At 37.6% G+C, this 26,806-nt stretch carries 28 protein-coding genes; 13 read left to right on the forward strand and 15 right to left on the reverse strand.

The annotated features are described in order from the left end of the window. Positions 1 to 64 precede the first annotated feature (64 nt). The 3 genes from ACOXY8_RS14290 to murB are packed head-to-tail and all read left to right on the forward strand — an operon-like array spanning position 65 to position 2,662. On the forward strand, positions 65 to 1,009 hold the full coding sequence (locus ACOXY8_RS14290) for a carbon-nitrogen hydrolase family protein (protein WP_458332287.1): 945 nt from the start codon (positions 65 to 67) through the stop codon (positions 1,007 to 1,009). Continuing rightward, the gene (locus tag ACOXY8_RS14295) at positions 993 to 1,601 is read left to right on the forward strand and encodes a DJ-1/PfpI family protein (protein WP_458332288.1); all 609 of its coding nucleotides are present in this window, start codon (positions 993 to 995) and stop codon (positions 1,599 to 1,601) included. Before ACOXY8_RS14290 ends, ACOXY8_RS14295 begins: the two co-directional genes overlap by 17 nt. A 41-nt stretch (positions 1,602 to 1,642) precedes the next feature. Next, entirely contained in the window at positions 1,643 to 2,662 is a 1,020-nt protein-coding gene (gene murB / locus ACOXY8_RS14300; protein WP_458332289.1) for a UDP-N-acetylmuramate dehydrogenase, read from the forward strand. 76 nt (positions 2,663 to 2,738) lie between these two features. Here the strand turns inward: murB and ACOXY8_RS14305 are convergent, their stop codons facing one another. Next, complete coding sequence (locus ACOXY8_RS14305; protein WP_458332290.1) at positions 2,739 to 3,356, reverse strand: hypothetical protein; 618 nt, start codon at positions 3,354 to 3,356, stop codon at positions 2,739 to 2,741. A gap of 199 nt (positions 3,357 to 3,555) precedes the next feature. On the opposite strand from ACOXY8_RS14305, the gene ACOXY8_RS14310 reads away from it, so the two are divergent. Together ACOXY8_RS14310 and ACOXY8_RS14315 are read left to right on the forward strand one after the other, a co-directional pair. Beyond that, positions 3,556 to 4,329 carry an enoyl-CoA hydratase-related protein gene (locus tag ACOXY8_RS14310; RefSeq protein WP_458332291.1) on the forward strand — a complete coding sequence of 258 codons (774 nt, stop codon included), beginning with the start codon at positions 3,556 to 3,558 and terminating at the stop codon, positions 4,327 to 4,329. Positions 4,330 to 4,480: 151 nt separating this feature from the next. Beyond that, on the forward strand, positions 4,481 to 5,149 hold the full coding sequence (locus ACOXY8_RS14315; protein WP_458332292.1) for a Crp/Fnr family transcriptional regulator: 669 nt from the start codon (positions 4,481 to 4,483) through the stop codon (positions 5,147 to 5,149). 45 nt (positions 5,150 to 5,194) lie between these two features. Here ACOXY8_RS14315 and hisB read toward each other — a convergent pair whose 3' ends face one another. The 4 genes from hisB to hisG are packed head-to-tail and all read right to left on the reverse strand — an operon-like array spanning position 5,195 to position 9,491. Then, positions 5,195 to 6,289 (reverse strand): bifunctional histidinol-phosphatase/imidazoleglycerol-phosphate dehydratase HisB, encoded by a 1,095-nt coding sequence (gene hisB / locus ACOXY8_RS14320; RefSeq protein ID WP_458332293.1) that lies wholly within the window; start codon positions 6,287 to 6,289, stop codon positions 5,195 to 5,197. Positions 6,290 to 6,293: 4 nt separating this feature from the next. Further along, positions 6,294 to 7,340, reverse strand: coding sequence for a histidinol-phosphate transaminase (hisC, locus tag ACOXY8_RS14325; protein ID WP_458332294.1), 1,047 nt, complete (start codon positions 7,338 to 7,340; stop codon positions 6,294 to 6,296). Continuing rightward, a complete protein-coding gene (gene hisD, locus ACOXY8_RS14330) occupies positions 7,333 to 8,625 on the reverse strand; it encodes a histidinol dehydrogenase (protein WP_458332295.1) in 1,293 nt (430 codons plus the stop codon). Before hisD ends, hisC begins: the two co-directional genes overlap by 8 nt. A gap of 5 nt (positions 8,626 to 8,630) precedes the next feature. Continuing rightward, positions 8,631 to 9,491 (reverse strand): ATP phosphoribosyltransferase, encoded by an 861-nt coding sequence (gene hisG, locus ACOXY8_RS14335; RefSeq protein WP_458332296.1) that lies wholly within the window; start codon positions 9,489 to 9,491, stop codon positions 8,631 to 8,633. Positions 9,492 to 9,788: 297 nt separating this feature from the next. Here hisG and ACOXY8_RS14340 point away from each other — a divergent pair, with 297 nt between their 5' ends. Beyond that, positions 9,789 to 10,436, forward strand: coding sequence for a DsbA family protein (locus ACOXY8_RS14340; RefSeq protein ID WP_458332297.1), 648 nt, complete (start codon positions 9,789 to 9,791; stop codon positions 10,434 to 10,436). 1 nt (position 10,437) lies between these two features. On the opposite strand, the gene ACOXY8_RS14345 is transcribed toward ACOXY8_RS14340, so the two are convergent. From ACOXY8_RS14345 to ACOXY8_RS14365, 5 genes are all read right to left on the reverse strand, one after another. Then, a complete protein-coding gene (locus tag ACOXY8_RS14345; RefSeq protein WP_458332298.1) occupies positions 10,438 to 10,788 on the reverse strand; it encodes a translation initiation factor in 351 nt (116 codons plus the stop codon). Positions 10,789 to 10,817: 29 nt separating this feature from the next. Beyond that, positions 10,818 to 11,633 carry a hypothetical protein gene (locus ACOXY8_RS14350; protein WP_458332299.1) on the reverse strand — a complete coding sequence of 272 codons (816 nt, stop codon included), beginning with the start codon at positions 11,631 to 11,633 and terminating at the stop codon, positions 10,818 to 10,820. 4 nt (positions 11,634 to 11,637) lie between these two features. After that, the gene (locus ACOXY8_RS14355) at positions 11,638 to 12,495 is read right to left on the reverse strand and encodes a universal stress protein (protein WP_458332300.1); all 858 of its coding nucleotides are present in this window, start codon (positions 12,493 to 12,495) and stop codon (positions 11,638 to 11,640) included. A 151-nt stretch (positions 12,496 to 12,646) separates the two neighbouring features. Next, on the reverse strand, positions 12,647 to 13,366 hold the full coding sequence (locus ACOXY8_RS14360) for a Crp/Fnr family transcriptional regulator (RefSeq protein WP_458332301.1): 720 nt from the start codon (positions 13,364 to 13,366) through the stop codon (positions 12,647 to 12,649). A gap of 108 nt (positions 13,367 to 13,474) precedes the next feature. Further along, positions 13,475 to 14,371 carry a 1,4-dihydroxy-2-naphthoate polyprenyltransferase gene (locus ACOXY8_RS14365; protein WP_458332302.1) on the reverse strand — a complete coding sequence of 299 codons (897 nt, stop codon included), beginning with the start codon at positions 14,369 to 14,371 and terminating at the stop codon, positions 13,475 to 13,477. Positions 14,372 to 14,442: 71 nt separating this feature from the next. Here ACOXY8_RS14365 and ACOXY8_RS14370 point away from each other — a divergent pair, with 71 nt between their 5' ends. Then, positions 14,443 to 15,240, forward strand: a complete 798-nt coding sequence (locus ACOXY8_RS14370; RefSeq protein WP_458332303.1) for a hypothetical protein — start codon at positions 14,443 to 14,445, stop codon at positions 15,238 to 15,240. A 36-nt stretch (positions 15,241 to 15,276) separates the two neighbouring features. Here the strand turns inward: ACOXY8_RS14370 and ACOXY8_RS14375 are convergent, their stop codons facing one another. The 3 genes from ACOXY8_RS14375 to ACOXY8_RS14385 all read right to left on the reverse strand — a co-directional run bounded on the left by ACOXY8_RS14375 (position 15,277) and on the right by ACOXY8_RS14385 (position 18,763). After that, on the reverse strand, positions 15,277 to 15,798 hold the full coding sequence (locus tag ACOXY8_RS14375) for a glutathione peroxidase (protein WP_458332350.1): 522 nt from the start codon (positions 15,796 to 15,798) through the stop codon (positions 15,277 to 15,279). 159 nt (positions 15,799 to 15,957) lie between these two features. Then, a complete protein-coding gene (gene argS, locus ACOXY8_RS14380) occupies positions 15,958 to 17,748 on the reverse strand; it encodes an arginine--tRNA ligase (RefSeq protein WP_458332304.1) in 1,791 nt (596 codons plus the stop codon). A 64-nt stretch (positions 17,749 to 17,812) separates the two neighbouring features. Then, positions 17,813 to 18,763, reverse strand: coding sequence for an arginase (locus ACOXY8_RS14385; RefSeq protein ID WP_458332305.1), 951 nt, complete (start codon positions 18,761 to 18,763; stop codon positions 17,813 to 17,815). A gap of 65 nt (positions 18,764 to 18,828) precedes the next feature. Between ACOXY8_RS14385 and ACOXY8_RS14390 the strand changes: the two genes are divergently transcribed. Continuing rightward, positions 18,829 to 20,235 carry an arginine decarboxylase gene (locus tag ACOXY8_RS14390; protein ID WP_458332306.1) on the forward strand — a complete coding sequence of 469 codons (1,407 nt, stop codon included), beginning with the start codon at positions 18,829 to 18,831 and terminating at the stop codon, positions 20,233 to 20,235. On the opposite strand, the gene ACOXY8_RS14395 is transcribed toward ACOXY8_RS14390, so the two are convergent. Further along, entirely contained in the window at positions 20,219 to 20,728 is a 510-nt protein-coding gene (locus ACOXY8_RS14395; protein ID WP_458332307.1) for a D-glycero-alpha-D-manno-heptose-1,7-bisphosphate 7-phosphatase, read from the reverse strand. The two genes, ACOXY8_RS14390 and ACOXY8_RS14395, sit on opposite strands and share 17 nt — an antisense overlap. Positions 20,729 to 20,850: 122 nt before the next feature. Between ACOXY8_RS14395 and ACOXY8_RS14400 the strand changes: the two genes are divergently transcribed. Then, a complete protein-coding gene (locus tag ACOXY8_RS14400; protein ID WP_458332308.1) occupies positions 20,851 to 21,621 on the forward strand; it encodes a polyprenol monophosphomannose synthase in 771 nt (256 codons plus the stop codon). Here the strand turns inward: ACOXY8_RS14400 and ACOXY8_RS14405 are convergent. Further along, a complete protein-coding gene (locus tag ACOXY8_RS14405) occupies positions 21,581 to 22,795 on the reverse strand; it encodes an ABC transporter permease (RefSeq protein WP_458332309.1) in 1,215 nt (404 codons plus the stop codon). The two genes, ACOXY8_RS14400 and ACOXY8_RS14405, sit on opposite strands and share 41 nt — an antisense overlap. 51 nt (positions 22,796 to 22,846) lie before the next feature. On the opposite strand from ACOXY8_RS14405, the gene ACOXY8_RS14410 reads away from it, so the two are divergent. The 4 genes from ACOXY8_RS14410 to ACOXY8_RS14425 all read left to right on the forward strand — a co-directional run bounded on the left by ACOXY8_RS14410 (position 22,847) and on the right by ACOXY8_RS14425 (position 26,782). Next, positions 22,847 to 23,995 (forward strand): exo-beta-N-acetylmuramidase NamZ family protein, encoded by a 1,149-nt coding sequence (locus ACOXY8_RS14410; RefSeq protein WP_458332310.1) that lies wholly within the window; start codon positions 22,847 to 22,849, stop codon positions 23,993 to 23,995. 94 nt (positions 23,996 to 24,089) lie between these two features. Then, positions 24,090 to 25,322: an amidohydrolase family protein gene (locus ACOXY8_RS14415; RefSeq protein WP_458332311.1), complete on the forward strand. Its 1,233-nt coding sequence runs from the start codon at positions 24,090 to 24,092 to the stop codon at positions 25,320 to 25,322. A gap of 45 nt (positions 25,323 to 25,367) precedes the next feature. Further along, the gene (fmt, locus tag ACOXY8_RS14420) at positions 25,368 to 26,288 is read left to right on the forward strand and encodes a methionyl-tRNA formyltransferase (RefSeq protein WP_458332312.1); all 921 of its coding nucleotides are present in this window, start codon (positions 25,368 to 25,370) and stop codon (positions 26,286 to 26,288) included. Continuing rightward, positions 26,285 to 26,782 carry a dihydrofolate reductase gene (locus ACOXY8_RS14425; RefSeq protein WP_458332313.1) on the forward strand — a complete coding sequence of 166 codons (498 nt, stop codon included), beginning with the start codon at positions 26,285 to 26,287 and terminating at the stop codon, positions 26,780 to 26,782. The genes fmt and ACOXY8_RS14425 overlap by 4 nt, the downstream gene beginning before the upstream one ends. Positions 26,783 to 26,806: the final 24 nt, after the last annotated feature.

Consider the following 26,806-nt stretch of genomic DNA (forward strand, 5'->3'; position numbering starts at 1 on the left):
AAACAGCTTCGTTCCTGAAAATTAAATTTTTTATGTTATTTTTTAACAAAATTTCTTTCGACACATGAAAAAACTTAAGCCCGCAAAGGTAGCATTAGTACAGGTTTCTCCAGTATTCCAGAATTTAGAAAAAAGCATAATTAAATTAAAAGAGCTTTTGATTGAGGCAAAATCGAATGGAGCCGAGTTGGTAGTTTTTGGTGAAACTTGGCTATGCGGATATCCCAGCTGGCTCGATTACTGCCCAAATGTGGCTGTATGGGATGCTCCAGAAGTAAAGGAAGCCTTTCTGGAAATGTACCATAATAGCATAGAAGCGGGAGGAAAAGAAATGCAAAGCATTCAAGAATTGGTGGCTAAACTTGGTGTTTATGTAGTTTTAGGAGCAAATGAGAGTGTTTCTTCTGGCTTTGGAGGAAAAGGCACAATCTATAATAGCATGTTTATACTCGGCCCAGACGGCACTATACAAAATCACCATCGTAAATTGATGCCCACTTATACTGAAAAAATGCTTTATGGACATGGAGATGGCGCAGGTCTTAAAAGCGTACAATCGCCATTCGGCAATATTACTGGTGCTATTTGCTGGGAACATTGGATGCCACTAACTCGTCAAGCTTTGCATCAAGCTGGTGAGCATATTCATGTGGCACTATGGCCAATGGTGCACGAGAGACATGAAATAGCTAGCAGACATTATGCATTTGAAGGTCGCTGTTATGTTCTTGCCATTGGGCAAATTATGAAAGCAGCTGATTTTCCAAAAGGAATAGAATTGCCTCTACAATTACAAGAAGACCCTCAAATACAAACACTTAGAGGTGGCAGCTGCGTGATTGGACCAGATGGGAATTACATACTCCCACCTGTTTTTGATAAAGAATTGATTATCTATGCAGAGCTTGATGCCAATGAGGTAATCAAAGAACGAATGACTTTGGATGTGACAGGCCATTACAATCGCAATGATATTTTTGATTTTAGCATAAATGATTCACGTAAATAAACCCAAAATTGCCATACTACTTTTCGACGAGGTAGAGGTTTTAGATTTTGCAGGACCTTTAGAAGTTTTCAATTGCGTAAAGGACGTCGCACCCGAAATTGATATTGATGCATTCACGATTTCCTTTCGCCAAGGCCCTGTATATTGTCGTAGCAATTTAGTAGTTATCCCAAATCAAGCCACTGATTTTCATATTGATTTCAACATTCTTCTGATACCTGGAGGAATTGGCACTAGGAAAATACTAGCAAACCCAAGCCAATTAAAGACGATTGAAACGCTGATTAAAAGAGCTGAATTGGTTTTAACAGTTTGTACAGGTTCTTTGGTATTGGCTAAGCTCGGTTTACTCAAAAACAAAGCCGCTACTACCCATCATACTTGCTTTGATTTCCTCCAGCAATTAGAGCCGACTACCCAAGTAATCAGGAATAAGAGATTTGTAGATGAAGACAATATTGTGAGTGCGGCGGGAATTTCAGCAGGCATTGATATGGCTTTATTTGTGGTGAAAACCTGTTATGGAGATGAAATAATGCAAGCTGTAAAAAAGGAAATGGAATACGATATAGAGGAGAATTTTGCTAATTAAGCGAAGTTGAGGCTTCAAATTTTCTCATATTTGTACTTGATATGCCAGAAATTAAGGAAAACTATTCGCTTAAAAACTTCAACACATTTGGGTTGGATGTTACTGCAAAAAGCTTTGTGGAAGTTCATTCTATTGAAGATTTGAAATCTTTGAAAAACGATGGGCATCTGAATAAAAATGAGATTCTTATTCTAGGAGGTGGTAGCAATGTACTTTTCACAAAAGACCCTCAAGAATTAATTATTCATATTGACATTCAAGGAATTGAAATTTTGCGGGAGGATAATTCAACTGCATTGGTAAAAGTAGGTGCAGGAGTTTCATGGCATTCATTTGTGATGTGGAGTATAGAAAACAACCTTTCTGGCATCGAAAACTTATCATTAATTCCAGGCACTTGCGGAGCTGCCCCTATGCAAAATATAGGAGCCTATGGCACTGAGATTGTCCAAGTATTTGATCATTTGGAGGCATTCCATATCGAAAATGGAGAAATACACAACTTCAATGCAAGCGATTGTGAGTTTGGTTATAGGGAGAGCGTATTTAAGCATCGATACAAAGGAGATTATATCATTTGCTCAGTTTGTTTCCAGCTCAAAAAGAAACACTCATTCAATATCAGCTATGGAGATATTCAGCAAGTGATCGATGAACAATTTGATGGAAAAATCACCCTAAGAAACGTAAGTAATTCAGTGATTTTCATTAGACAAAGCAAACTTCCCGATCCAGCCAAAATTGGTAATTCAGGGAGTTTCTTCAAAAACCCCATTATTTCAGAAAGTCAATTTTTGGATCTAAAAGAAAAATATCCAAATCTGCCCTCCTATCCTGCGGGGGAAAATTTGGTGAAAGTACCTGCTGGCTGGTTGATAGACCAAGCAGGATGGAAAGGCCATCGGCGTAGTGAGATTGGTGTTCATGATAAGCAGGCACTCGTTTTGGTAAATTATGGAGGAGGCAGCGGCGAGGATATTATACAATTAGCTCAAGATATTCAAAATGACATTGCTCAGAAGTTCGGCATTAGCTTGCAAACTGAGGTGAACATACTTTAAGTCTAATAAGCTAACTCCTTGAGAAAAAACAGAAAAGGCTCAGGTCACTCTGAGCCTTATAATTAATGCTGTGTTCCTATTTACATTTTGTCGCCAAAAGCTCTACTGCTTCAGACTTGCCATATTTGATTGGCGATTCATCTGCTTCATACATACTCAATGATTGCTTTGCATAGCCACAGGCCTGTTGCGTTGGAGTACCCATCATAGCTGCCATCCCAAATTGCATCTGAGCAAGGAACAAATATGCACGTGGGTTTTTAGGATTCTCGTCAATCGCCTTTGTAAGACTTTGCACCACATCTTGTACCATAAACTGCCCACGTTCTTGAGGATTAGCCGCCAATTCTGCCATTGTTATGAAACCTCGTAAAGCATAAAGTTCGGACAAATCACCATTTCGACTTGCTGTCATATTGGTGTATTTTTTTGCTTGAGCAAGTAACTCATCCTTAGCAGAAAGATTTTCGGCTTCAAAACTAGATTCAGCCAAAAAAAGCGCTGTATAGTAGCTGCTCAACCAATTTTCAACGTTTGATTCTGTGAATTGCTCTAATTGCTGGATTACCTCCCGCTTTTTAGTGTAATCATCTGCCACTTCATATTGAGTTACAAATGATTGTACAGGATCCTGCGCTTGTGCATTTACATTGAAAGAAATCAGGCAGTAGAATAAAATGATGAAATTTTTCATAATTGAAATTGATTATTGATTTAACTTTTATTTTGACAAATTGATTATCGAATTGATGGATCAAATATGTGGGAGGATAATTGGGGCTAAAATTTAATCTGACTGAAGCAGCAAAAGCGCTTACCGAATTGTAGATTTATTGGAATAGCTCGAAAAATTGAAAGGCATTTTGTAGTTTCAAGCTGAAATAAAAATAACTATGCAATACATAATCGTTACTCCAGAATATCAAAAACACATTGCACTTATTCAGCTAAATAGACCCAAAGAGTTGAATGCGCTTAACCTAGAGCTAATGGGTGAAATTCGCGATGCATTGAAAGAACTAGATCAAAATGATGCCGTAAGAGCCATTATAATCACAGGAAATGAACGTGCTTTTGCAGCAGGTGCAGATATAAAGCAAATGGCAGGCAAGGGCACAATTGATATGTGGAAGACAGACCAGTTTAGCACTTGGGATCAGATAAATAAAACGCGCAAACCAATAATTGCCGCTGTATCTGGTTTTGCGTTAGGTGGGGGCTGTGAACTTGCCATGAGTTGTGATATGATTGTAGCATCAGAAACGGCACAATTTGGCCAGCCTGAAATCAAAATTGGCGTGATGCCTGGCGCGGGAGGAACACAAAGACTTACAAGAGCAATTGGCAAAGCCAGAGCAATGGAAATGGTATTGACAGGCAATTTCATTTCTGGAGAAGAAGCAAAAGCTTACGGACTGGTGAACAAAATAGTGCCTGTAGAATTATATTTAGAAGAAGCGGTGAAGCTTGCTAAAAGCGTAGCAGCGATGTCACCAATTGCCACCCAGATGGCCAAAGAAAGTGTGAAGAGAGCCTTTGAAACACATTTGGAAGAAGGCTTACAGTTTGAGCGCAAAAACTTCTACATGCTATTTGCTGCAGAAGATCAAAAAGAAGGGATGAACGCCTTTGTAGAAAAACGAAAACCTGATTTTAAAGGAAAATAATTGAAAAATTGATTGCATAAAAGAGCTGGAAATTCAAAATCTGGCTCTTTTTGTTTCATCAAATGCTAGCTTATAATTAACCAAACCTTAACTTACCCTTAACCGAAGAGAAAGACTAAATTCTGACTTTTGATAAACAAAATCAGTAGCCTTGTTTATCAGCTCTTCAAAGCCAATCCGCCCTATTTCAAATCAGGATTTCATCCCTGAGATTCTCCTCCAAAAAGGTGGGCGACAAATCCAATTTGAAGCAAATCAAACAATTGATGCCGATTTGCTGGATAGTGGACTAATATTCATTACATACGGAATAGTAAAATCCTACGCAACTGAGCAAAACGGAAATGAGATTTTTATTGACTTGCTAAAGCGTGGAGATATTTTCGGTTCCATTCAACAAACAAATGCTGAATTCCATATTGCAGCCAAAGCCATGACTAAGTGCATGGCAATCTATATTCACCAAGAAGAATTACAGTATTTCTACGATACAGATCAGAATATCAGCAGTTATATTAATAAGTTATTCCGAGATAAAGCCCAAAAATTAGAAACTAGATATTTGAGCAATGTTTCGAAAGATATCAAGACAAGACTGCAAGCTTTTTTCAAAAATTATGCTCTTGAGTTTGGATCAAAAAAAACAGATGACTTTGTCATTCAAAATCATCTGTCGCACCAAGAAATTGCTCAATTATTAAATTCTTCCCGCCAAACTATTTCGGTGATTCTCAACCAATGGCGAGATCAGAATCTGTTGAGCTATTCAAGAAAAGTTATTCGCTTGCATGATCTACCTTTTTTCGATCTCAATAATTGAAAAATAGAGTTTGAAATTAATTCAAATCAAACTCGTATTTTAGTGTTATAATGTGCCTTTTGTAGAAGGAAGTACATTTGCCAAATCTTTATCCCGCTTTATTGCCATCCGAATAGCACGAGCCCAGCCTTTGAATATAGCTTCAATTTTGTGATGTTCGTTTTCGCCTTCGACCTTGATATTGAGGTTGCTCAATGAAGTATCGCTAAATGATTTGAAGAAATGCTTAAACATCTCGGTTGGCATATCTCCTACTTTCTCACGCTTAAATTCAGCATCCCAGACAAGCCAAGGTCTTCCACCAAAATCAATTGCAACCTGTGCTAAGGCTTCGTCCATTGGAAGTAAAAAGCCATAGCGGTAAATGCCCATTTTATTACCTAAAGCTTTTAACATCACTTCTCCTAATGCCAATGCAGTATCTTCAATAGTATGATGCTCATCCACATGTAGGTCTCCTTTTACTTCAATCTCCAAATCGATTCCTCCATGCTTTGCCAGCTGATCGAGCATGTGATCGAAGAAATGCAGGCCAGTAGAAATTTTACCAATACCAGTTCCATCCAAATTGAGAGAAATTTTGATATCTGTTTCTTTCGTTTTGCGATGGATGCTTGCCTTACGAGCTGGATTTTTGAGGAATTCATATATTTCATCCCAACTCCAAGTGCTTAAAGTAGCATCAGCATTTGCGTCACCAATGAAAATGGCTTTACAGCCTAGGTTTTGCGCTAATTGCACATCAGTGGCTCTATCGCCAATCACATAACTATTTGCTAAATCTACTGATCCGTCCAAATATTCCTGCAAAAGGCCAGTTCTTGGCTTTCGAGTTGGCGCATTTTCGTGTTCAAAAGTACGATCCACATGGATTTTTGTGAAAACTATTCCTTCTCCTTTCAATGTATCCAGCATCTTGTTTTGGGCTGGCCAAAAAGTTTCTTCGGGAAATGAATCGGTTCCCAAGCCATCCTGATTTGTCACCATTACCAATTCAAAATCGAGCTCTTCAGCAATTTTGCGAAGATTTGAAATAGCACCTGGATAAAACTCCAGCTTTTCTAATGAATCTACCTGAAAATCAATCGGCGGCTCTTTAATAATAGTGCCATCTCTATCTATAAATAAAACTTTACGCATGTGATTAAAGGTTTTTTAAGGCTTCCAATAGTTTTTGATTTTCCTCAGCGGTACCAATCGAAATACGAAGTGCATTATCGCACAAAACCACTTTCGAGCGATCTCTCACAATAATCAACTTATGAAGCAATCTCTCATACACCTCGCGGGCCTTCTCCATTTTCACCAATATGAAATTAGCATCTGATGGATAAACTTTCTCTACAAAATCAAGATTACCCAATTCAAAGGCTAGTTTGTCTCTTTCGGCAATTAAGATTTTTACCCAATCTTTTACTTGTTCTGCATTTTTGAGACCTTCAATAGCTGCTTGTTGACTCAGCAAATTGATATTGTAAGGTGGTTTGATTTTGTTAAGAAGCGAAATCATCTCAACTGAAGCGAATGCCAAGCCTAATCGCAAGCCAGCAAATCCCCAAGCTTTGCTTAGTGTTTGCATCACGATCATATTGGGAAAATTATTCAATTCGGCGACCAAGCTAGTTCCCTCTGATGCAAAATCAATATAGGCTTCGTCTATTGCAATAATGCCCTCAAATCCTCCCGCTAGTTCCAAGATATCTGCTTTGTTCAATAAATTCCCAGAAGGATTATTGGGAGAGCATATAAATAAAATTTTATCATTCTTGTCTACTTGAGATAAAATTGATTTTACATCTAATTGGAAATCGGTGGTTAATTGAATCTTTTTGATTCCTACATTATGAATAGAAGCCGAAACCTCATACATACCATAAGTGGGCGGGAGGATAATGATACTATCCTCGCTAGGTTCGCAAAATGCCCTAATGAGCAAGTCTATAACTTCATCACTCCCATTGCCAAGAAAAATCTGTTGAATCGGCACATTTTTCAAATTAGAAAGTAGTGCTTTCACATCATATTGGTACGGATCCGGATAGCGATTAACTCCAGGATAATTTTCTCGCTCGAAAGGATTTTCATTAGCATCTAAGAATACACCAACTTTTCCTGAATACTCATCTCTTGCCGATGAATATGGCTTAATGTCCAACAAGTGTGGTCGTACAAGACTTTTGATATCAGCCATTTTTTTTCAAGTATTTTAATCGAATACTTACTGCTTCTTTGTGAGCCTCTAGCATTTCTGCTTTGGCCATCACTTCTATGGTTGGGCCTAAGGTTTTTAAACCTTCAGCCGTAATCTTTTGGTAGGTTACTTTCTTCACAAATGAGTCAAGTGATACACCGCTCCACGCTTTTGCAAAGCCATTGGTAGGTAATGTGTGATTAGTGCCAGAAGCATAATCACCCGCTGATTCGGGCGTGAAATTACCCAAAAATATAGAGCCTGCACTTTCAATTTTTAGTGCAACTTCCTCGGCATTTAGCACAGACAAAATCAAGTGTTCTGCTGCATATTCATTCAAGATATTGATAGCAGTTTGCTCATCTTTCACTAAAATAAATCTACTGGAAGCCAAGGCAATTTCAGCGATTTCTTTTCTTGGGAGTTTTTCTAATTGCTTCTCAACTTCTAGTATAGTCGCATTGATCATAGCCTCTGAAGTGGATACCAATATTACTTGACTATCCCTTCCATGCTCTGCTTGAGAAAGTAAATCTGAAGCTACAAAAGCAGGAATTGCAGTATCATCGGCCATTACGGCTACTTCTGATGGGCCAGCAGGCATGTCAATAGCCATTCCCCGCTCACTTACCAATTGCTTAGCCATGGTTACATACTGATTTCCCGGACCAAAAATTTTGTCCACCTTAGGGATAGTTTCTGTTCCAAATGCCATAGCGGCAACGGCTTGTGCACCACCAACTTTGAATATTCTTTGCACACCCACTTGTGAAGCTGCATATAATATTGCTGGGTGAATATTTCCCTTTCTGTCTGGTGGAGTACACATTACCACTTGCTTGCAACCAGCAATTCGGGCTGGAATAGCCAACATCAGCACGGTGGAGAAAAGTGGAGCTGTACCTCCGGGTATATACAAACCAACACTTGGGATTGGCAAAGATTTTCTCCGACATTCCACTCCTGGCATTGTTTCTAAGATAAGTTCTTCTTGAATTTGAGCCTTGTGAAATCCTTCAATATTAGCAATAGCCACCGCAATTGCTTGCTTCAATTTAGCATCTACCTTCTTACTTGAATCGGCAATTTCTTGCTGAGTTACTTCCAATGCATCTAATTCTACATGGTCATATTCTTCTGCAAATTTGAAAATAGCCTTATCGCCTTTTTCCAAAACCTTATTTAGAATCGGCTTTACGATTTTGCGAATTTGCTTAAAATCTATAACCGGTCGAGCCAATATGCTCTCCCAGGTATGTTTTGGAGGATTTTTAAAAACTTTCATTTTGATTAGCGGATCATCTTTTCGATAGGTACTACTAAAATTCCTTGTGCGCCTGCTTCTTTGAGATTTTCGATTACGCCCCAAAAATCATCTTCATTAATAACTGAATGTAAGCTGCTCCAGCCTTCTTCTGCCAATGGAAGTATGGTTGGACTTTTCATGCCTGGCAACAATGAAATAATCTTATCAATTGCATTGTTTGGTGCATTTAACAAAATATACTTTTTATTAACCGCTTCTAGAACAGAATCAATTCTGAAAAGCCATTTACGCAATGTTTGTTGCTTTTCCTCAGACAATTCATTGTTGGCAATAAGAACAGCTTCTGATGGAAAAATCACCTCCACTTCTTTCAATCCATTTGTAAATAACGTGCTGCCTGAGCTCACAATATCGCAAATGCCATCTGCCAAGCCAATACCTGGAGCAATTTCTACTGAGCCACTAATTTCATGTATTTCTGACTGGATCGATTTGCTATCTAGATAGTTTTGTAGAATCACTGGATAAGAAGTTGCGATTTTCTTACCGCTAAAATATTCTACGCCTTTGTAATCGAGACTTTTAGGTACTGCCAAAGAAAGTCTGCATTTGGAGAAGCCTAGTTTTTTCTCAAGCTTTACCTCCCGCTTTTTCTCCACGAGTACATTTTCGCCAACAATACCAATATCTGCTACACCATCTGCTACATAGCCTGGTATATCGTCATCTCTCAAAAAGAGAAATTCCATGGGAAAGTTTGTTGATATTGATTTTAATTTGCCTGTACCATTATTGAATTTGATTCCACATTCTTTAATAAGTTTTAAAGAATCATCACTCAATCTGCCGGACTTTTGAATAGCTACTCTTAATATATTAGACATAACAAAGGTTTATTTGCTCTTTTGAAAAATCGAAAAAAGAAAAGTTGAATTTGGGTAATATGGTGCGCTTATTCCTCGGAAGAGGAATGATGAATGTGATGCTGTGGAGTATAGAAACTAGCGTAGCGCATATTTTTAATGTTGCAAAGATATATCTTTTCGCGTAGGAGAAAAGAAATTTGCACGCACAATTGTTATCAATTTATTATCAATGGGAAATTCAATATTCTACTGGTAAATATCAGAACAATGAACCTTAAATTGAGGTACTATGTTCGAGGTTTTAAAAATTACTTGATGGCAAAGTTAAAAATATATTATGCTTACGATGCCCTTTGTGGCTGGTGCTACGGATTTTCTCCTGTTATTCAGAAGTTTGCAAAAGAAAATTCGGATAAATTTACTTTTGAAGTCCTTTCAGGTGGCATGGTTCGAGGGGCGAGAGTCGGGCCTATTGCCCAAGTGGCACCTTATATAAAGGAGGCTTACAAGCAGGTAGAGCAGACATCGGGAGTGAAATTTGGCGAGCCTTTTCTCATGAATCTTAATAGCGAAGAGAGTCCAATTTTCGATTCTATCCCTGCTGCTAAGGCAATGGCAATATTAAAAAGGATGCAACCTGAAAGACAAATTGAATTTGCTGCAGCCTTGCAAAAAGCTATTTATTTCGATGGAATGGCTCCACAGGATGTTGAAGGAATGGCAAATGTTATTGGCAAATTTGGCATTGAGAAAAGCTATTTTATTGACGCCATGCAAACAGATGAATCAGCGCACAAAGCTTCTGAGGAATTTCAACTTATCGAGAATTGGGGAATTAATGGATTTCCAGCGGTAATACTTGATCGTGGTGATCAGCTGTTTCTTGCAGCTCGTGGCTATACGGATTATGAGCAATTTAGTAAAACTGTAGAAAGCATATTATCAGAAATCCCAAAGAGTTAATTCACCCTCCCGCTTTTTTGGCTTTGTATCCTTTGGCGTGTAGGAGTTCTAGCACTTTGTCTCTGAAATCTCCTTGAATGAGGATTTCTCCGTCCTTTGCGCTTCCTCCTACCCCACAGGCTGATTTTAGTTCTTTGGCTAGAATTTGCAATTCCATTGGATTGCCTACGTATCCTGTGATTAGCGTTACCTTTTTACCTCCTCGAGACTTCTTATCCAATTGCACGCGTAAATCTTGCTTTGAACCAGCCAATGATGCAAATGGTGAATCATTTTCGGCTTGATATTCAAAATCTGGATTTGTTGAAAAAACTACACCCTCCCTCTTTTTCCAGTCGTTCTTTTTTGCCATAGACAAATATTGAAGCAAAATGGCAAAAGTCAAAAGGGATTCTCGATATATAAGGAAATATCTTGCTTAGCAGAGTTGGTAATAAGCGGGAGGATTAAATTTTTTATTCTTCGTTTATCGAAACCTGCCATCACCACAAGCGGCAATTGTGATTTGCTAATCAGGTCAAAAGCTACATCTTCAAAAGGTTCATCTGGCGTCAACATAATTCCCACGTTCCTGAAATATTGTTTCAGGAAGTCCATCAGTCTTTTTTCATCTTGAAATTCTTCTTCTTCATTCGGCACTTTACCAATTAAAGACACCTCTGCATTTCTCAAACTTTGAGTCAAAGTACTTTTAAGAGATTTCACAGCTTTTACCACTTTTTCTTCTGAATCTTTCAGAATAATAATTTCATGGAAATCCTTAAAATTGGAAGGAATAACTAATAGAGGACATTGAGCCTTTTCGAAAATACCGCGCAAAGATTGGAAGCGATCTTTCTCCAATAAGTAATCAGCGAAGGTCCTTGAATCTATAATCAGGAGGTCGGCAAATGCTGTTTCCTTTACAATTTCCTTAGTATTAAGGCATTCGCCAAAGCAAATCTTGGAGGCCATGCCTTCATTTAATAAATCGTTCTGAAATGAATTACCCAAAGTCAACGTTTTCTCCTCAGCTTCGGATAATGCAGGATGAGAAGAAATGATAGATTCGTTTTGACTTATAGTTGAGTTTTCGAACTGATTGATTAACAAACCAATATATAAATGCTCACGTCCTTCCTTAATTCCATTTACTGCCAAGTGAAGCACATTAGCTGACATTTCTTGATTATCAACAATAATTAAAACCCGACCCATACTTTTAGGATTTTGATTTTTTGATTGGGAAAGTCCAAACTGGTAGATTTACATGATTAATTACATCTTCGGCGATACTTCCAGTGAGCAAATGAAGAAGTCCTTTTCGCCCGGCGGTGCCCATTAGTATCATATCCATATTATTATCCATAGCAAAATTTCGGATTCCTTCTTCTTCGAGATAGTCATTGTAAATATGGATTGCTGCAGGAGCTTTATTAAGATTAGCTGCAAAATCCTCCATTCTCTTCCTGGCTTCTCTACTTGGCTTGAAGCTATTTGGCGTGTTCACATTTAATAAATGGATTTTTGCTCTGCATAGTCTAGACAGCACATCTAACTGATGGACAAGCGTTGATTGATCTCCTTCGAAATTACTTGCAACCACAATGTTTTTCATCTGAGATAAGTGAGTTGCATCTTTTATTGTAACAACCGGACAATCGCTGTAACGTACTACCTTTTCAGCATTTGATCCAATTACAATTTCGTCAATCCCGTCCGCTCCTTTTGTACCCATTACTACCAAGTCGGCATTTTTGGAGGAAATAAGTCTGGATATATGAGTATATGGATTACCTACTACTACCTCAGCACTTAGCTTATTTTTTCTAAAATGAGGGTCTTTATCAAATTTGCCTAGCATCGCTTTAGCAGATTCAATTCTTTTCCTCATATACTGATTGTTGTAATATTCATCATTAATTACCTCACCCATGGTATTGAAAGAGTGAGCAACAGGAGCTTCAATTACATGAAGCAGATGAACAATACCATTCGTGCGTCTAGCAATTTGAGTAGCAAAGTGGAGGGCAAAATTTGCTTGGTTCGAAAAATCTGTGGGAACTACTATATTGTACATAACCTGTTAGTTGAAATTAATAATCAATTTTGGCAAGATGTCTAAGTGGATTAACATCATTACAAATTTGACCCTAATTTCTATAATAGGTTATGATGGCAATCAACGGATTATATGATTATAATCAGGAAATGCATCTGATTATATATTGTTATTTATAGAAATCTGCTTCGCGTACAAGTCCTTTTGCGTCAAGCACTCTAATTTTCTTTCCTTCAAAAGCTATTAGGCTACTGCTTTTGAAATCGGATAAAAGTCTGATTACTGTCTCAGTTGCTGTACCTACTATATTAGCAATATCCTCCCTTGAGAGGGCAATGTCAATAAGCATACTTTCTTCGCCTTCTACACCATAGGTTTCTTTTAGCATTATCAATGTGGTAGCTAATCTTTCTCTTACTGATTTTTGAGCTAACATTGCCATTTGCTCTTCCATTACTCCTAATTCATGGCAAATGCTTTTTGTTAGGCTGCTAAAAAAGGCTGGATTAGTTCGGAGTAATTCCAAGAAGTTGTTTTTAGGTATAAAACAAATTGCAGCATCTTCTAAAACTGTAGCTGAGGCACTATAAAATTCCTCTCCAAGCAAAGCTCTGTAGCCCAAAAAATCACCAGAGCTGGAAAGTCTCACAATTTGTTCCCTCCCCTGAGAGCCCATTTTATAGACTTTTACTTTACCACTATTAATGCAGAACAGTCCCATGGGTCTGGTACCTTCGTAAAAAAGGGTCTGACCTTTTTTATACGTCACGCATGATTTGCCATCACTTAATGCATCTAAATCTTCTCCACACAAGTTTCCAAACAAGGAATCTTTACGACTGCCACAAGTTGCACAAGCAATATTTATTGATGATTTTTTCGTAGCCATTTTTTAGTGTTTTGTAAATTGGACTTTTAGAAAGCCTTAATAATCGTATAAAAGTTTATTTACTCTTTTAGTTCATATACCTCCCAAATACGACCTTAATTTATAAAATTATACATCTGATAGCAAGCCAAACCCGAATAGAATTACAAAAATTAAAGTACTAATAGCTAGCTGCTTAAGATACGGATCTAATCTATCTGCTGCTTTATAATTTTTAACTGCTTTAATATTCCGTAAGAATAATGGAACCACCAAAATAAATAAGAACTGAAAGATAGATTCATAATTAATTATCATGAATATAATGGCACTTATAGTTCCTAAAAATATTAATATAACATGATAGTTTACTGCGGCTTCTCTTCCAATTCTTACTGGGATTGACCTTTTTCCAGCTTTCACATCCGACTCAATATCTCGGATATTATTGAGATTGAGAACTGCAGTTGAAAAAAACCCACATGAGATGGCGGGTAAAATATTTGCAGGATTGAGCTCTTCCGTAAATAAATAATCGCTACCTAACACACCCAATAACCCGAAAAACAAAAAAACAGAAATATCTCCCAAGCCAATGTAGCCGTAAGGATTCTTCCCAGCTGTATAGGTTATGGCAGCATAAATTGCGGCAACTCCAAACCCTAAGAAAATATAAAAGCCTACCTGCTGAAAACCAACTGAATAATAAAGCAGCATTATCCCGGAAACGAAAGACAAAATGGAGAATAGGATAATGGCATTCTTCATTACTTTCGCACTTATCTCACCTGATTGCACCAATCTACGTGGACCAGTTCTTTCATTGCTATCCGCACCATTTACAAAATCGCCATAATCGTTGGCAAAATTAGAAAGTACTTGCAGCAATATCGTAGTGAGTACTAAAAAGGAAAATATTATCCAATCAAAAAAGCCATCATATTTTGCCAAAATTGCACCCATACCTACGCAAGCCAAAGCAAGCGGGAGGGTACGTAATCTGGCTGCTTGTATCCATTTTTTCATATCAGTGCAAAGATACATTCACAATAGATTTTATTTCCTACATTGTATTTAAGAATTAAACCACCCGACACATGAGTACTCAGAATTCAAAAAATAGACTCTTCATACATATCTTATGTATCCTAGGATTTATCGGAATGGTTACTGTAAATGCTTTAGCTAATGCCCTTCCAATAAATGGCTACACTACAGGAGAATTGTCTGCTTTCTATCCCAACCTGTTTGTGCCATCAGGAATTACTTTTTCTATCTGGGGACTAATCTACTTGAGCTTAATTGCATATTTAATTTACCAAAGCACTGTACTTCGCAAAGCAGATGGTGTATTTATCGAAAAAATGGGATTTCTATTCTTTCTAACCTGCTTGGCGAATTCGGCTTGGATTTTTGCATGGCATTATCAAATTACTTTACTCTCCTTGGCTATAATGCTTATTTTACTCTTATTATTAATTAAAATCACTATAGCAATAAATGTAGGCATTCCACAAGGCAATCCCAGCAAAAAATGGTTTCTGCATATTCCATTTAGCATGTATTTAGGCTGGATCTCCATTGCTACTATTGCAAATGTCACTGCCGTTTTGGTAGATCTAGAGTGGAATGGAGCAGGTATCTCAGAAGCACTTTGGGCGAAAATTCTTATTGTGATTGGCGCTGCATTAGCTTTAATAATGCTTCAACTAAGAAAAGATATTATCTACAGTTTGGTTGTAATTTGGGCATTTGCAGGCATTATCATCAAAAGAACTGCGGGAGGAGAAATGCTGCTCGAAAACATATCACTAATTGCTGTGATATCAATCGCTGTAATTTTGGTAGATATTTTAAGAAAATGGAATAGAATTGGGAAAATCTATTTTTCATGAATTACCTAATTATTTCCTTTTTCAGATTTGCAAAAATCAGCTTGTAATGTCCTTGATTATTTTCTGATCTGTAGGATTTACTGAAGAAGGATAAAATTTGACTAAATCGCCATCTTCATTAATAAGGTATTTACAGAAGTTCCAAGTTGGTTCTTGATCATTCCAACCATTCTGTGACTTGTCGGACAACCACCTGTAAAGCGGGTGTTGATCAACTCCTTTAACAGAAACCTTCTCGAACATACGGAACGAAACTCCATAATTTGTTTCGCAAAACTCTATAATTTCCTCATTGCTTCCAGGCTCTTGCCCACCAAAATTATTTGCTGGAAATCCGAGAACCACTACCTTATCGCCATAATCCTTATGCAGCTTTTGCAAATCTGCATATTGGGGAGTATAGCCACATTTTGAGGCAACATTTACGATTAAAACCTTTTTTCCTTCAAATTCAGTAAAGTCTATTTCTTCACCATTAATTGATCGCATTTTGAAATCATAAAAAGAAGTCATTGGCTTTATATTGTCTTCGTTTTCAATCACTTTAGAAGTTAGCATTGGTCGAGCTACTAATATTGCAACCGCAAGCAATACTCCTGTAGATAATAATAGCACCTTTTTCATAATTCCATGTTTTTGGTTTGTGCAAAATACGAAGAATGCACTTCATAATATCTTCAATATAAGGAATCAAGCCCGCTTTATCAAAACAAAGACCTACATACGTTCAGGTACCTCAACACCAAGTAACAACATAGCGTTCTCTATTGTTTTGGCTACTTGTTGTGACAAAGCAACTCTCATAGCCATTACCGCATTATCCTCTTCTTTAAAGATGGAATGTACGGTGTAAAAGCGATTATATTCCTTCGCCAAATCATAAGCATATTGAGCAATCACAGCAGGATCCATATTATCACCCGCGAGAGCAATTTTGCTTGGATAGTCCGAAATCACTTTAATTAAGTCAATTTCTTCTGCTGCTAAATGTTGTTGATTTGTTACTACTTCAGCATTTGTTTCTATTCCTAATTGCTTAGCTCTTCTAAGAATTGATGAAATCCTTGCAAAGGTATATTGAATAAACGGTGCTGTAAATCCTTGAAATTCAACAGATTCCTGAGGGTTAAATAGTATTCTTTTCTTAGGATCTACTCGTAATAAATAGAACTTGAGAGCTCCCAAGCCTAACTTTCTATAAAGCTCTTTTGCTTCAGTTTCATCAAAACCTTCCACTTTGCCAAGTTCTTGAGTGTGCTGCTCGGCAGTATCAAGCATCTCTTGCATTAGATCATCGGCATCCACCACTGTTCCCTCCCGCGATTTCATTTTACCCGATGGCAAATCTACCATCCCATACGACAAATGGTACAATCCATCAGCATAGCTTCTTCCCAATTTTTTCAGAATGGAAAACAAAACTTTAAAATGATAATCTTGCTCATTACCAACTACATATACAGATTTATCAAACTTAAAATCTCCATATTTCAGATCAGCTGTACCCATATCTTGAGTGATATAAACTGAAGTACCATCTGCTCGAAGAACTAATTTCTCATCCATTCCCTCGTCTGTCAGATCCACCCAGACCGAGCCATCATCCTTCTTAAAAAAGACTCCTTTTTCTAGCCCTTCTTCAACAATATCTTTTCCCAATAAATATGTTTCCGATTCGTAATAATACTTATCAAAATGAATTCCCATGGTTTCATAACTCTGATTGAAGCCATCGTAAACCCAGCCATTCATTTGCTTCCAGAGAGCGATTACTTCTGGGTCGTTTGCCTCCCATTTTTGTAGCATTGCCTGAGCCTCGAGTAAAATTGGCGCTTTCTTTTTAGCTTGCTCTGCTTCCATGCCTCCAGCTACCAATTCCTCAATCTCCTTTTTATACTCTTGATCAAATTTCACATAATATTTACCCGCTAGGTGATCTCCCTTTAGTCGGCTTGATTCCGGTGTCTCGCCATTTCCATAGCGGAGATAAGCAAGCATGGATTTACAAATATGTATACCACGGTCATTCACAAGATTACTCATGCTTACATCATAACCATTGGCTCTCAAAATTTGAGAAATACTATGACCTAAAAAATTATTACGTAAATGGCCTAAATGCAGCGGCTTATTGGTATTAGGAGATGAAAACTCAACTAGCACCTTTTTATTGGTGGGAGGATGAATACCAAAATTAGGCGTGTCCAGAATTTCCGCAAACAGATTGAGCCAAACAATATCGCTTAATTCTATATTGAGAAAGCCCTTTACCACATTGAAGCTCTTAACTTCGGATTTATGTTGCAAAAGGTATTCTCCTAAAATGCGTCCTGTTTCCTCAGGATTTTTCTTAGACAGTCTAACGTATGGAAAAGTCACAAAAGTATGGCTCCCAACGAACTCCTTACGAGTTTCTTGAAGTCCAATTTCAGATATATCTAGTTCTGTATCAAAGGTTGCTTTGAATGCTTCGGAAAGACTTTTTTTTAGTAAAGAATCTATATTCATCAGATTAATTTTAACAGGTCAAATGCTTCATTTATAAAAGCTTAAAAAAATCACTTTAATTACTCTAGAAATTGCTTACTAGTGATTTGGTGGTTTCTTCCAATATATCAAAGGCTGCTTCGGCAGTTACGTTTTCATGATCGAAAGTAGGGTTCACTTCTACTATTTCCCAACAGCAAACGCGCTTGTCTTTTATCAACTCTTTATTCATCTCTAATGCTTGGTCAATGCTCAAACCATTTTCAACTGGAGTGCCTGTCCCAGATGAAATATTTGAATCTAGGCTATCTACATCAAATGAAATATAAATTTGTTCGCAATCTTTTAAGGATTCGAGAGCTTCTTTACAAACCGTTGAAATCCCTCTATTATTGATATCACGGATGGTAAAGTTTGGAATATTGTATTTTTCAATCAGAAAATCTTCTGGAGCCTCGGTAGATCTTACGCTCATGAAAACAATATCAGTAGGACTAATTTTCGGCCCTGAAATTCCAATCTCCTTTATATTTTCCCAAAGCTGTTTAGTATTTTCATCGATGTCATTCACTTGACATTCTAGGTTATCCAAGCCGCAAACTATAGCAAGTGGCATACCGTGCATATTGCCAGATGGTGTGGTATATGGCGAATGCATATCTGCATGTGCATCAATCCAGATCACGCCTAGTCTTTTATCTGGAGCAGCAGCTTTCAATCCGCAAATTGTACCAGCTGCAGTAGAATGATCTCCAGCAAGAATAATAGGAAATTTACCTTTTTTTCTTTCTGCTTTTACGGTTTTTGAAACCCTATCTAACATTGTAAATACACCATCTATATATTTAGCAAAGGGAAATTTATTCCCTTTGTAGAGCATGTCATTTTCGTCCTTTACGCTAATTGGGTCATATTCAGCAAAGAACGTTGATTTCTTATCTAAGCTAGCAATTTTAAGGGCATCCACTCCTAAACTCGCCCCTCTTGTGCCTGCCGCTATTTCTGACTTTACTTCTATTAATTTTATGGGTCTCATTTTGCAAAGATGTTAAAAATTGGCCATTATTGCAGTCTTTTTCAATTTTGGAATATACGTAAAGGATGAAAAGTTACATTGATTTGATTGAGCAAACCTTCGACTTTCCTACACAGGAATTTAGAGTCGAAGAGAACGAGTTATTTTTTAATGATGTGCCACTGATGGACGTCATAAAAGAGTATGGAACTCCACTAAAACTTACCTACCTCCCGCGTATTTCGCAGAACATCCAAAATTCGAAGAGGTTCTTTAGAAACGCAATCAAAAAAAGGAAATACGAAGGTACATATACCTATTGTTATTGTACCAAGTCTTCCCATTTTTCCTTTGTAATGGAGGAAGCACTCAAAAATGATATACATATCGAAACCTCAAGTGCTTTTGACATACCTATCATAAGGAGACTGCATGAGGAAGGCAAAATCAATAAAAACACTTTCATCCTTTGTAATGGTTTTAAAAGACCATTATATACTGAATATATTAGCGATCTGATTAATGATGGCTTCTCTCGTTGTATTCCGATTTTAGATAACCTGAAAGAACTTGATTACTACGAAAAGAATGTAAAAGGGAATTATCAAGTTGGGATAAGAATGGCTGCGGATGAAGAGCCAAACTTTGAGTTTTACACCTCCCGTCTTGGCATCCGCTATAATGATGTGGTGCAGCATTATCAAGAGAAAATAAAGCCTAGCAAAAAAGCGAAGCTTAAGTTATTGCACTTCTTTATTAATACTGGGATAAAAGACACTGCTTATTACTGGAGTGAGCTGAGCAGATTTATGTATAAATACTGCGAGCTCAAGAAAATCTGTCCTGATTTAGACACAATCGATATTGGTGGTGGTTTTCCAATCAAAACAAGCTTGACATTTGAATACGATTACCAGTATATGGTGGATCAAATCATTGAAAATATTCAGTGGATTTGCCAGAAAAATAATGTTCCAGTACCAAATATTATGACCGAATTTGGTAGCTATACTGTAGGCGAAAGCGGTGCTGTTTTGTATTCAGTTCTTGACCAGAAGCTTCAAAATGACAAGGAACTTTGGTATATGATCGACGGCTCCTTTATCACACACTTACCAGATGCTTGGGGACTAAACCAGAAGTATATAATGTTGGCTGTCAATAAGTGGGAAGATCCTTTCCATAGAGTGAACTTGGGTGGCTTAACTTGTGATAGTATGGATTACTATAACTCAGAGGCTCATACTTCTGAGGTGTTTATGCCCAAAATTCAAGATTCTGAGCAATTGTACTTGGGCTTTTTCCATACCGGTGCCTATCAGGAATCACTTGGCGGATATGGCGGAATTCAACATTGCTTAATTCCAGCTCCAAAGCATGTGATTATTGACAGAGATAAAGATGGTAAATTCAATTACAAGCTTTTTGCTCCGGAGCAAGCCAGTGAGTCAATGCTAAAAACACTTGGCTACGCACCTAAAAGTTCAGAATAAAGTTTGTCGCATCAGTCAATGATTTAGCAGCAAAGTAAGGGTCGGGATCAAGCTTATCATTTATTAAGATCCCTTTGATCCCAAGTTTTGCGGCAGGTTGAAGATCTCTTAATTGATCGCCAATCATCCAAGATTTGGCTGGATTGATATGATATTTGGCCACGGCACGTTCGAAAAGTAAAGTCCCTGGCTTTCTTCCCAAAGAATTAGTGTAATCTGGGTGGTAGGGACTATAATATATTGCGTCGATTAAACCTCCCACTTCTTTTTGGAGTTTAACATGGCAATTGTGCATATCTGATTTAGTGTAAATCCCTTTTGCAATGCCTCCTTGGTTGGTTATTACAATTAATAGAAAGCCTGCATTTTTGAGTTTTTGTAAGCATGGAAAGACTTCATCTGGCACGATAAAATCGTCGACTTTATAAGTATATTCGCCACGCTCTTGATTAAGGACTCCATCGCGATCAAGAAAAATACACGGATTATTCAATCTGTTTTCAAAGTTTGTTTTGCCGTATCAAGTAAGCGAAATATCTTGTGAAAGAAAATTGGTAATAACATTGAAAAAATGAATATTTTTGAAAATGGGGCTTACACACTCAAACTAGTCTAATGAGCGATTCGCTGGTTCTGATACCAACATACAACGAGAAAGAAAATATTGAAGCTATTATTAGGAAGGTAATGTCCTTGCCTAAAAACTTTCATGTATTGATAATCGATGATGGATCTCCAGATGGAACTGCTGCAATCGTAAAAAAACTACAAACTGAGTTTTCAGACAAGCTTTTTATCTATGAGAGAAAAGGAAAACAAGGTCTAGGTACGGCTTATATTGCTGGTTTCAGATATGGCCTACTGAATGGCTATCAATATATATTTGAAATGGACGCTGATTTTTCGCATAATCCTGAGGATCTTATCCATTTGTATAATGCTTGCGCTGTTGAAGGTTTTGATATGAGTGTAGGTTCACGCTATATTAATGGAGTAAATGTGGTCAATTGGCCAATGGGCAGGGTATTGATGTCTTATTTCGCGAGTTATTATGTTCGGTTTGTAACTGGATTGGATATACAAGACACCACTGCGGGATTCAAGTGCTATAAGCGGGTGGTTTTGGAAACGATAAACCTCGATAAAATTAAGTTTGTAGGTTATGCTTTTCAAATCGAAATGAAATTCACCACTTGGAAATACGGATTCAAAATAAAAGAAGTGCCAATCATATTTACAGATCGCACAAAAGGACAATCCAAGATGTCAACAGGAATTTTCAAAGAGGCTTTTATGGGTGTTATCCAAATGAAGATAAGAAGTTTGTTTAGAGATTACCAAGCAGCTAATCAAAGCGAATTGACTGAACAGGCTGAACTTGAGTAACCCTGCGAAGCGGGAGGAATAAGGATAAAAGTACTAGTAGGATTGTAACTACATTGATTAAAATAATAGGTAGCAGACTCCACTGAATAGGAACGAACTCCATAAAATAGTTTTCTGGATCGAGCTTAATTACTTTCCATCTATATTGAACAAAGGCTAAGCTACAGCCAATCAAATTCCCAATCAATATTCCTTTGAATAAAATGCGTGAACCCAACACCCAAAAAATTCTGCGAATAAGCTGATCTTCCCCTCCCATTGCTTTCAGAATGCCAATCATATTGGTACGCTCCATTATCATAATAAAGAGTACCGAAACCATATTGAAACAAGCGACAAATAGAATTAAGCACAAAAAGATATTTACATTATTCGTTATAATCTGAAGCCAATCAAAGGTTTCCAAATATTTCCGTTTAATGCTTTCGAAATAGTATTCATATCCAGCCCATTCTTCTAAATGAGCGATTACAGATGGTATTTCATCTTCAGAATTCAGGTAAATTTCCATTCCACCCGCCTCATCATCAGACCAGTCATTCAACCTTCTGATCATCCCGATATCTCCAATGATAATTTGCTTATCGAAATCCTCAAAACCAGTGGAATAAATTCCTACAATCTCCAACCTGCGAGCCCTTGGTGGATCTTGAAAGAAAAATGCATTCACATTCATTCCCAATTCAAGCCTCATTCGTGTAGCTAAGGTCTCGCTAATAAGCACTTGAGTAGTATAACCAGTCGAATCAAACTGTATGAAGCTACCCTCCTTAATATATTTTTGAAAATTCTCCACCTTATAATGGGCAGGCACACCTTTGATAACAATACCTTCCACTTCGTCATCCACCCGCAATAAGGCTGGCTTGGAAGCAACTTCAATCACCTGATTTACAGCAGGCAAATCTTCCAACTCTTGCCATCTAGCTAACTGATTTATTGGATTCTCCTCAAAAGAACCTGACAAAGTGAATTTACTTACATGAACGTGTCCTGAGAAATCAAATACCTTTTGCTTGATTTCATTTCGAAAACCATCCAAGATTAAAAAAGAAACAAGCATAATGGCAACGCCCATTGCTATCCCTGCAACGGCAATACGGTAAACAAGAGCAGAAAATTTACCACTGCTCTTAATGCTTATTTTCTGAGCTATAAAAAATGCTAAATTCAAGTTTTGAATATATTAGGAATCAAAATTGCTAAATTTCACAAAAACTACCCCATGATTAAGTCATTCCTTGGAATAATAATTTCGCTACTCATTACTTTTCAAGTAAACGCTCAACAAATCCAAACTGGAGCGGAGCAAATGAACGAATATTTACCGATGCTTCAAGGTAAAAATGTGGGAGTGATCGTAAATCATACTTCAACCATTGGCCAGACGCATCTAGTAGATTCATTACTAACGAGAGGAATTAGAATAAGAAAAATATTCGCTCCCGAACATGGCTTTAGAGGCGAAGCTGAAGCAGGCGAAACAGTAAAATCCGGTATCGATACAAAAACAGGTTTACCGATTATCTCACTTTATGGTTCCAACAAAAAACCAAGCATAGCACAACTGGAAGGAATCGACATCTTGATATTTGACATTCAAGATGTGGGAGTTCGCTTTTACACCTATATAAGTACTATGCATTATGCGATGGAAGCTGCTGCTGAGCAAAACATCCCATTTATGATCCTCGACCGGCCAAACCCATTGGGAGATTATATAGATGGTCCGGTACTGGAAATGCAACATTCTTCCTTTGTAGGCATGCACCCGATTCCTGTGGTTCATGGTCTTACTGTTGGAGAGCTCGCCCAGATGATAAATGGAGAAGGCTGGTTGAACAAGAAAGCAAAGGTTGATTTGACTATAATCAAAACCAAAAACTACACTCATCAAAGTAAATTTGAGTTACCCATAAAGCCAAGTCCAAATTTGCCGAATTATCAATCTATCAGACTGTACCCTTCCTTATGTTTTTTTGAAGGAACGGATATTTCAGTAGGAAGAGGAACCATGGAGCCTTTTCAAATAATAGGCTTTCCAGATAAAAAGTATGGTGATTTTTCATTCACTCCAGTAAGTATTGAAGGAATGTCCAAAAATCCTCCACAAGAAAATAAAATTTGCTATGGTTTAGATTTGCGGGAGGTAAATCCACCTACCAAATTAGATTTAGAATACCTCATTAGCTTTTACAATATATCTGGAAAAGGTGAAGCATTCTTCAACAACTACTTCCTGAACCTCGCTGGCACTAAAGTTTTGAAACAACAAATCCTTGATGGCATGTCGGCCGAAGCTATTCGAAGTAGCTGGAGTCCAGCCCTAGATAGCTACAAAAAAATGAGAAGCAAATATTTACTTTATCCTTGATCTTAATTTATAGCTTTTACCATTTGACTAATATTGATATTGTCTAATTGTATTTCTTAGTACATTAGGGAAATAACCACAACCCTAAACTATTATGAAGAGAACAATTATTTCAACCCTAGCATTATGCTTCTTTGCATATATAGGATTTTCTCAGCCCGTTCCTCAAAAAAACTACGCACTTATTAATGGACATGTAGTAGATGCTGTGAATGAGAGAATTTCAGAAAATACAATGGTGCTTGTTTCCAATGGCAAAATTGAACGACTAGTACCCAACAACAATACTCCTCCTGCCGGATATGATATAATCGATTTGGAAGGTAGGTACATCCTTCCAGGCATGATGGATGCACACACACATTTGAATTCACTTGCTTCTGCCAGAAGAGCTTTGCATTCCGGTGTAACAACTGTAAGAAGCTCTAGTGTGCCATTTTTTCAAGATGTTAGCATAAAACGCCTCGCCGATGAAGGACGAATTGCTGGCCCCGACATGGTGCCTTGCGGCGTATTTGTTTCCCCTGATTTAGGAGATACCGTGTTGGCAGATCCAGAATTAGCGAGCCTTTTCGATGGAGTCACCACAGAAGAAGCATTGAAATTATTGGTTAATATCAATATAGATCGTGGCGTTCAAGTAATTAAAACAAGAGGGACAGAACGTGCTGGACTTCCCGATACTGATCCAAGGAAACAAACTTACACTGAAGCACAATTAAAAATTGTAATTGACGAAGCAGCAAAAAGAAATGTGCCTGTTCAAATTCATGCTCATGGAGATGAAGGTGCTTATGCTGCTGTAAAAGCTGGCGCATTGAGTATTGAACATGGTACGTATTTGAGTGAAAGAACATTGAAGCTGATGCAAGAAAAAGGCTGCTATTTGGTGCCAACATTTAGCACTGTTTATGATCTGACTCAACCAGGCGGTGATTATGACGATCCTATTTTAAGAAATCGTGGCAGACATATGTTACCTGCATTGAAAGAAACAGTGTTGAAAGCACGTGAATTGGGCGTAACTATAGTTACTGGTGCCGATACTGGGTATGGACCGTATAGCCTCACTAGAGTAAGCCATGAAATCACATTCTATGTAGAGATGGGATTTTCTCCATACGAAGCCATCCGTACTTCAACTGTAAATGCAGCCAAATTGCTTGGTATCGCTGACAAAACAGGCAAATTAGAGCCCGGTTTCGAGGCCGATTTGATCGTAGTGAATTCAAATCCTATAGAAAACATATTGGCTATTCAAGATGTATTGCTGGTATTAAGCAATGGCAGAATGGGCATGAATAGAATGCCATTTGGTATAGAGTAAAATTTTGTTGGAATAAGGTATCTTCAAAACCTACCTTTGTACTGTATGAATAAAGATTTGAAGATAGTTTTTTACGGCACACCGGAATTTGCAGTTCCAAGTTTACAAATACTAGTAGAAAATGGTTGGCAAATAGCTGGCGTCGTTACGGCGCCAGACAAGCCACAAGGTCGCGGGAGGAAGATCAACCACTCTCCTGTTAAGGAATATGCATTGCAGTCTGGCCTACAAATTCTACAACCAACAAATCTAAAAAGCCCAGAATTCCAAAACCAACTCCAAGAAATAAATCCAGATTTACAGATCATTGTAGCCTTTAGGATGCTGCCTGAAAGCGTTTGGAGCTATCCGAGGCTGGGAACATTTAACCTGCATGCATCTTTGCTTCCAGCATATCGAGGAGCCGCACCTATCAATTGGGCAATCATCAACGGTGAGAAACAAACCGGATTGACAACATTCTTTCTACAACATGAAATCGATACAGGAGAAGTAATTTATCAAGAAGTAGAACCGATTTCAGAAGATGATAATGCAGGAACACTTTATGAAAGATTGATGAACAAAGGGGGGACTTTGGTTCTTAAAACTGTGGAAGCAATTGCTGAACACAGGGTTGAGACGAAGCCACAAATCTACAATACAGGCTTTCCAAAAGCCCCAAAATTATTCAAAGAGAATTGCCAAATTGACTGGACAAAATCGGCTAAGGAAATTTACAATTTCATTCGAGGCTTGAGCCCTTACCCTACTGCATGGACTAGAATAAAAGATGCTGTTTGTAAAGTCTATAAATCATCATATGAATTAGTTAAGCAAAACTATCCTCCCGCACATATCGAAACGGATAATAAAAATTACATTAAAGTTGCTTGTAAAGATGGATGGGTAATTCTAGAAGAAATACAAATGGAGGGGCGAAAGAAAATGAATGTTCGAGAGTTTCTAAATGGTTATAATTTATGAAAAAGACAATTGTAGTAGCTTGCTCCATTAATAACGTAATTGGAAAAGACAATCAATTAATTTGGCATATGCCTGCTGATTTGAAATTTTTCAAGGCCACAACTATGGGTCATCATCTACTCCTGGGTCGCAAAACTTTTGAATCCATGGGTGGACCTTTACCTGGCCGAACTTCAATCGTAGTAACAAGCAACGAAGAATATGTGGTTCCAGAAGGTCACTTTGTAGCCAATAGCATCGAAGAAGGAATTTCCATTGCAGAGTCTCTCAATCTAGAACAATTGATGATATTAGGAGGTGCGCGAGTATATGAACAAACCATCGAAATCGCAGACGAAATAATCCTTACAGAAATAAAATCGGAGTTTGATGGAGATGCATTCTTCCCAAAAATAGACAGTAATAAATGGGAGCTTATCTGGCATGAACGACATGAAAAAGATCAGAAAAACAGTTATGACTACGAATTCAAGAAATATTTGAAAAAAAATTGAAAATAATTTATTGACAATCACTGC

Source organism: Peijinzhouia sedimentorum, from assembly GCF_049340005.1.
GTDB lineage: Bacteria > Bacteroidota > Bacteroidia > Cytophagales > Cyclobacteriaceae > CAXBDP01.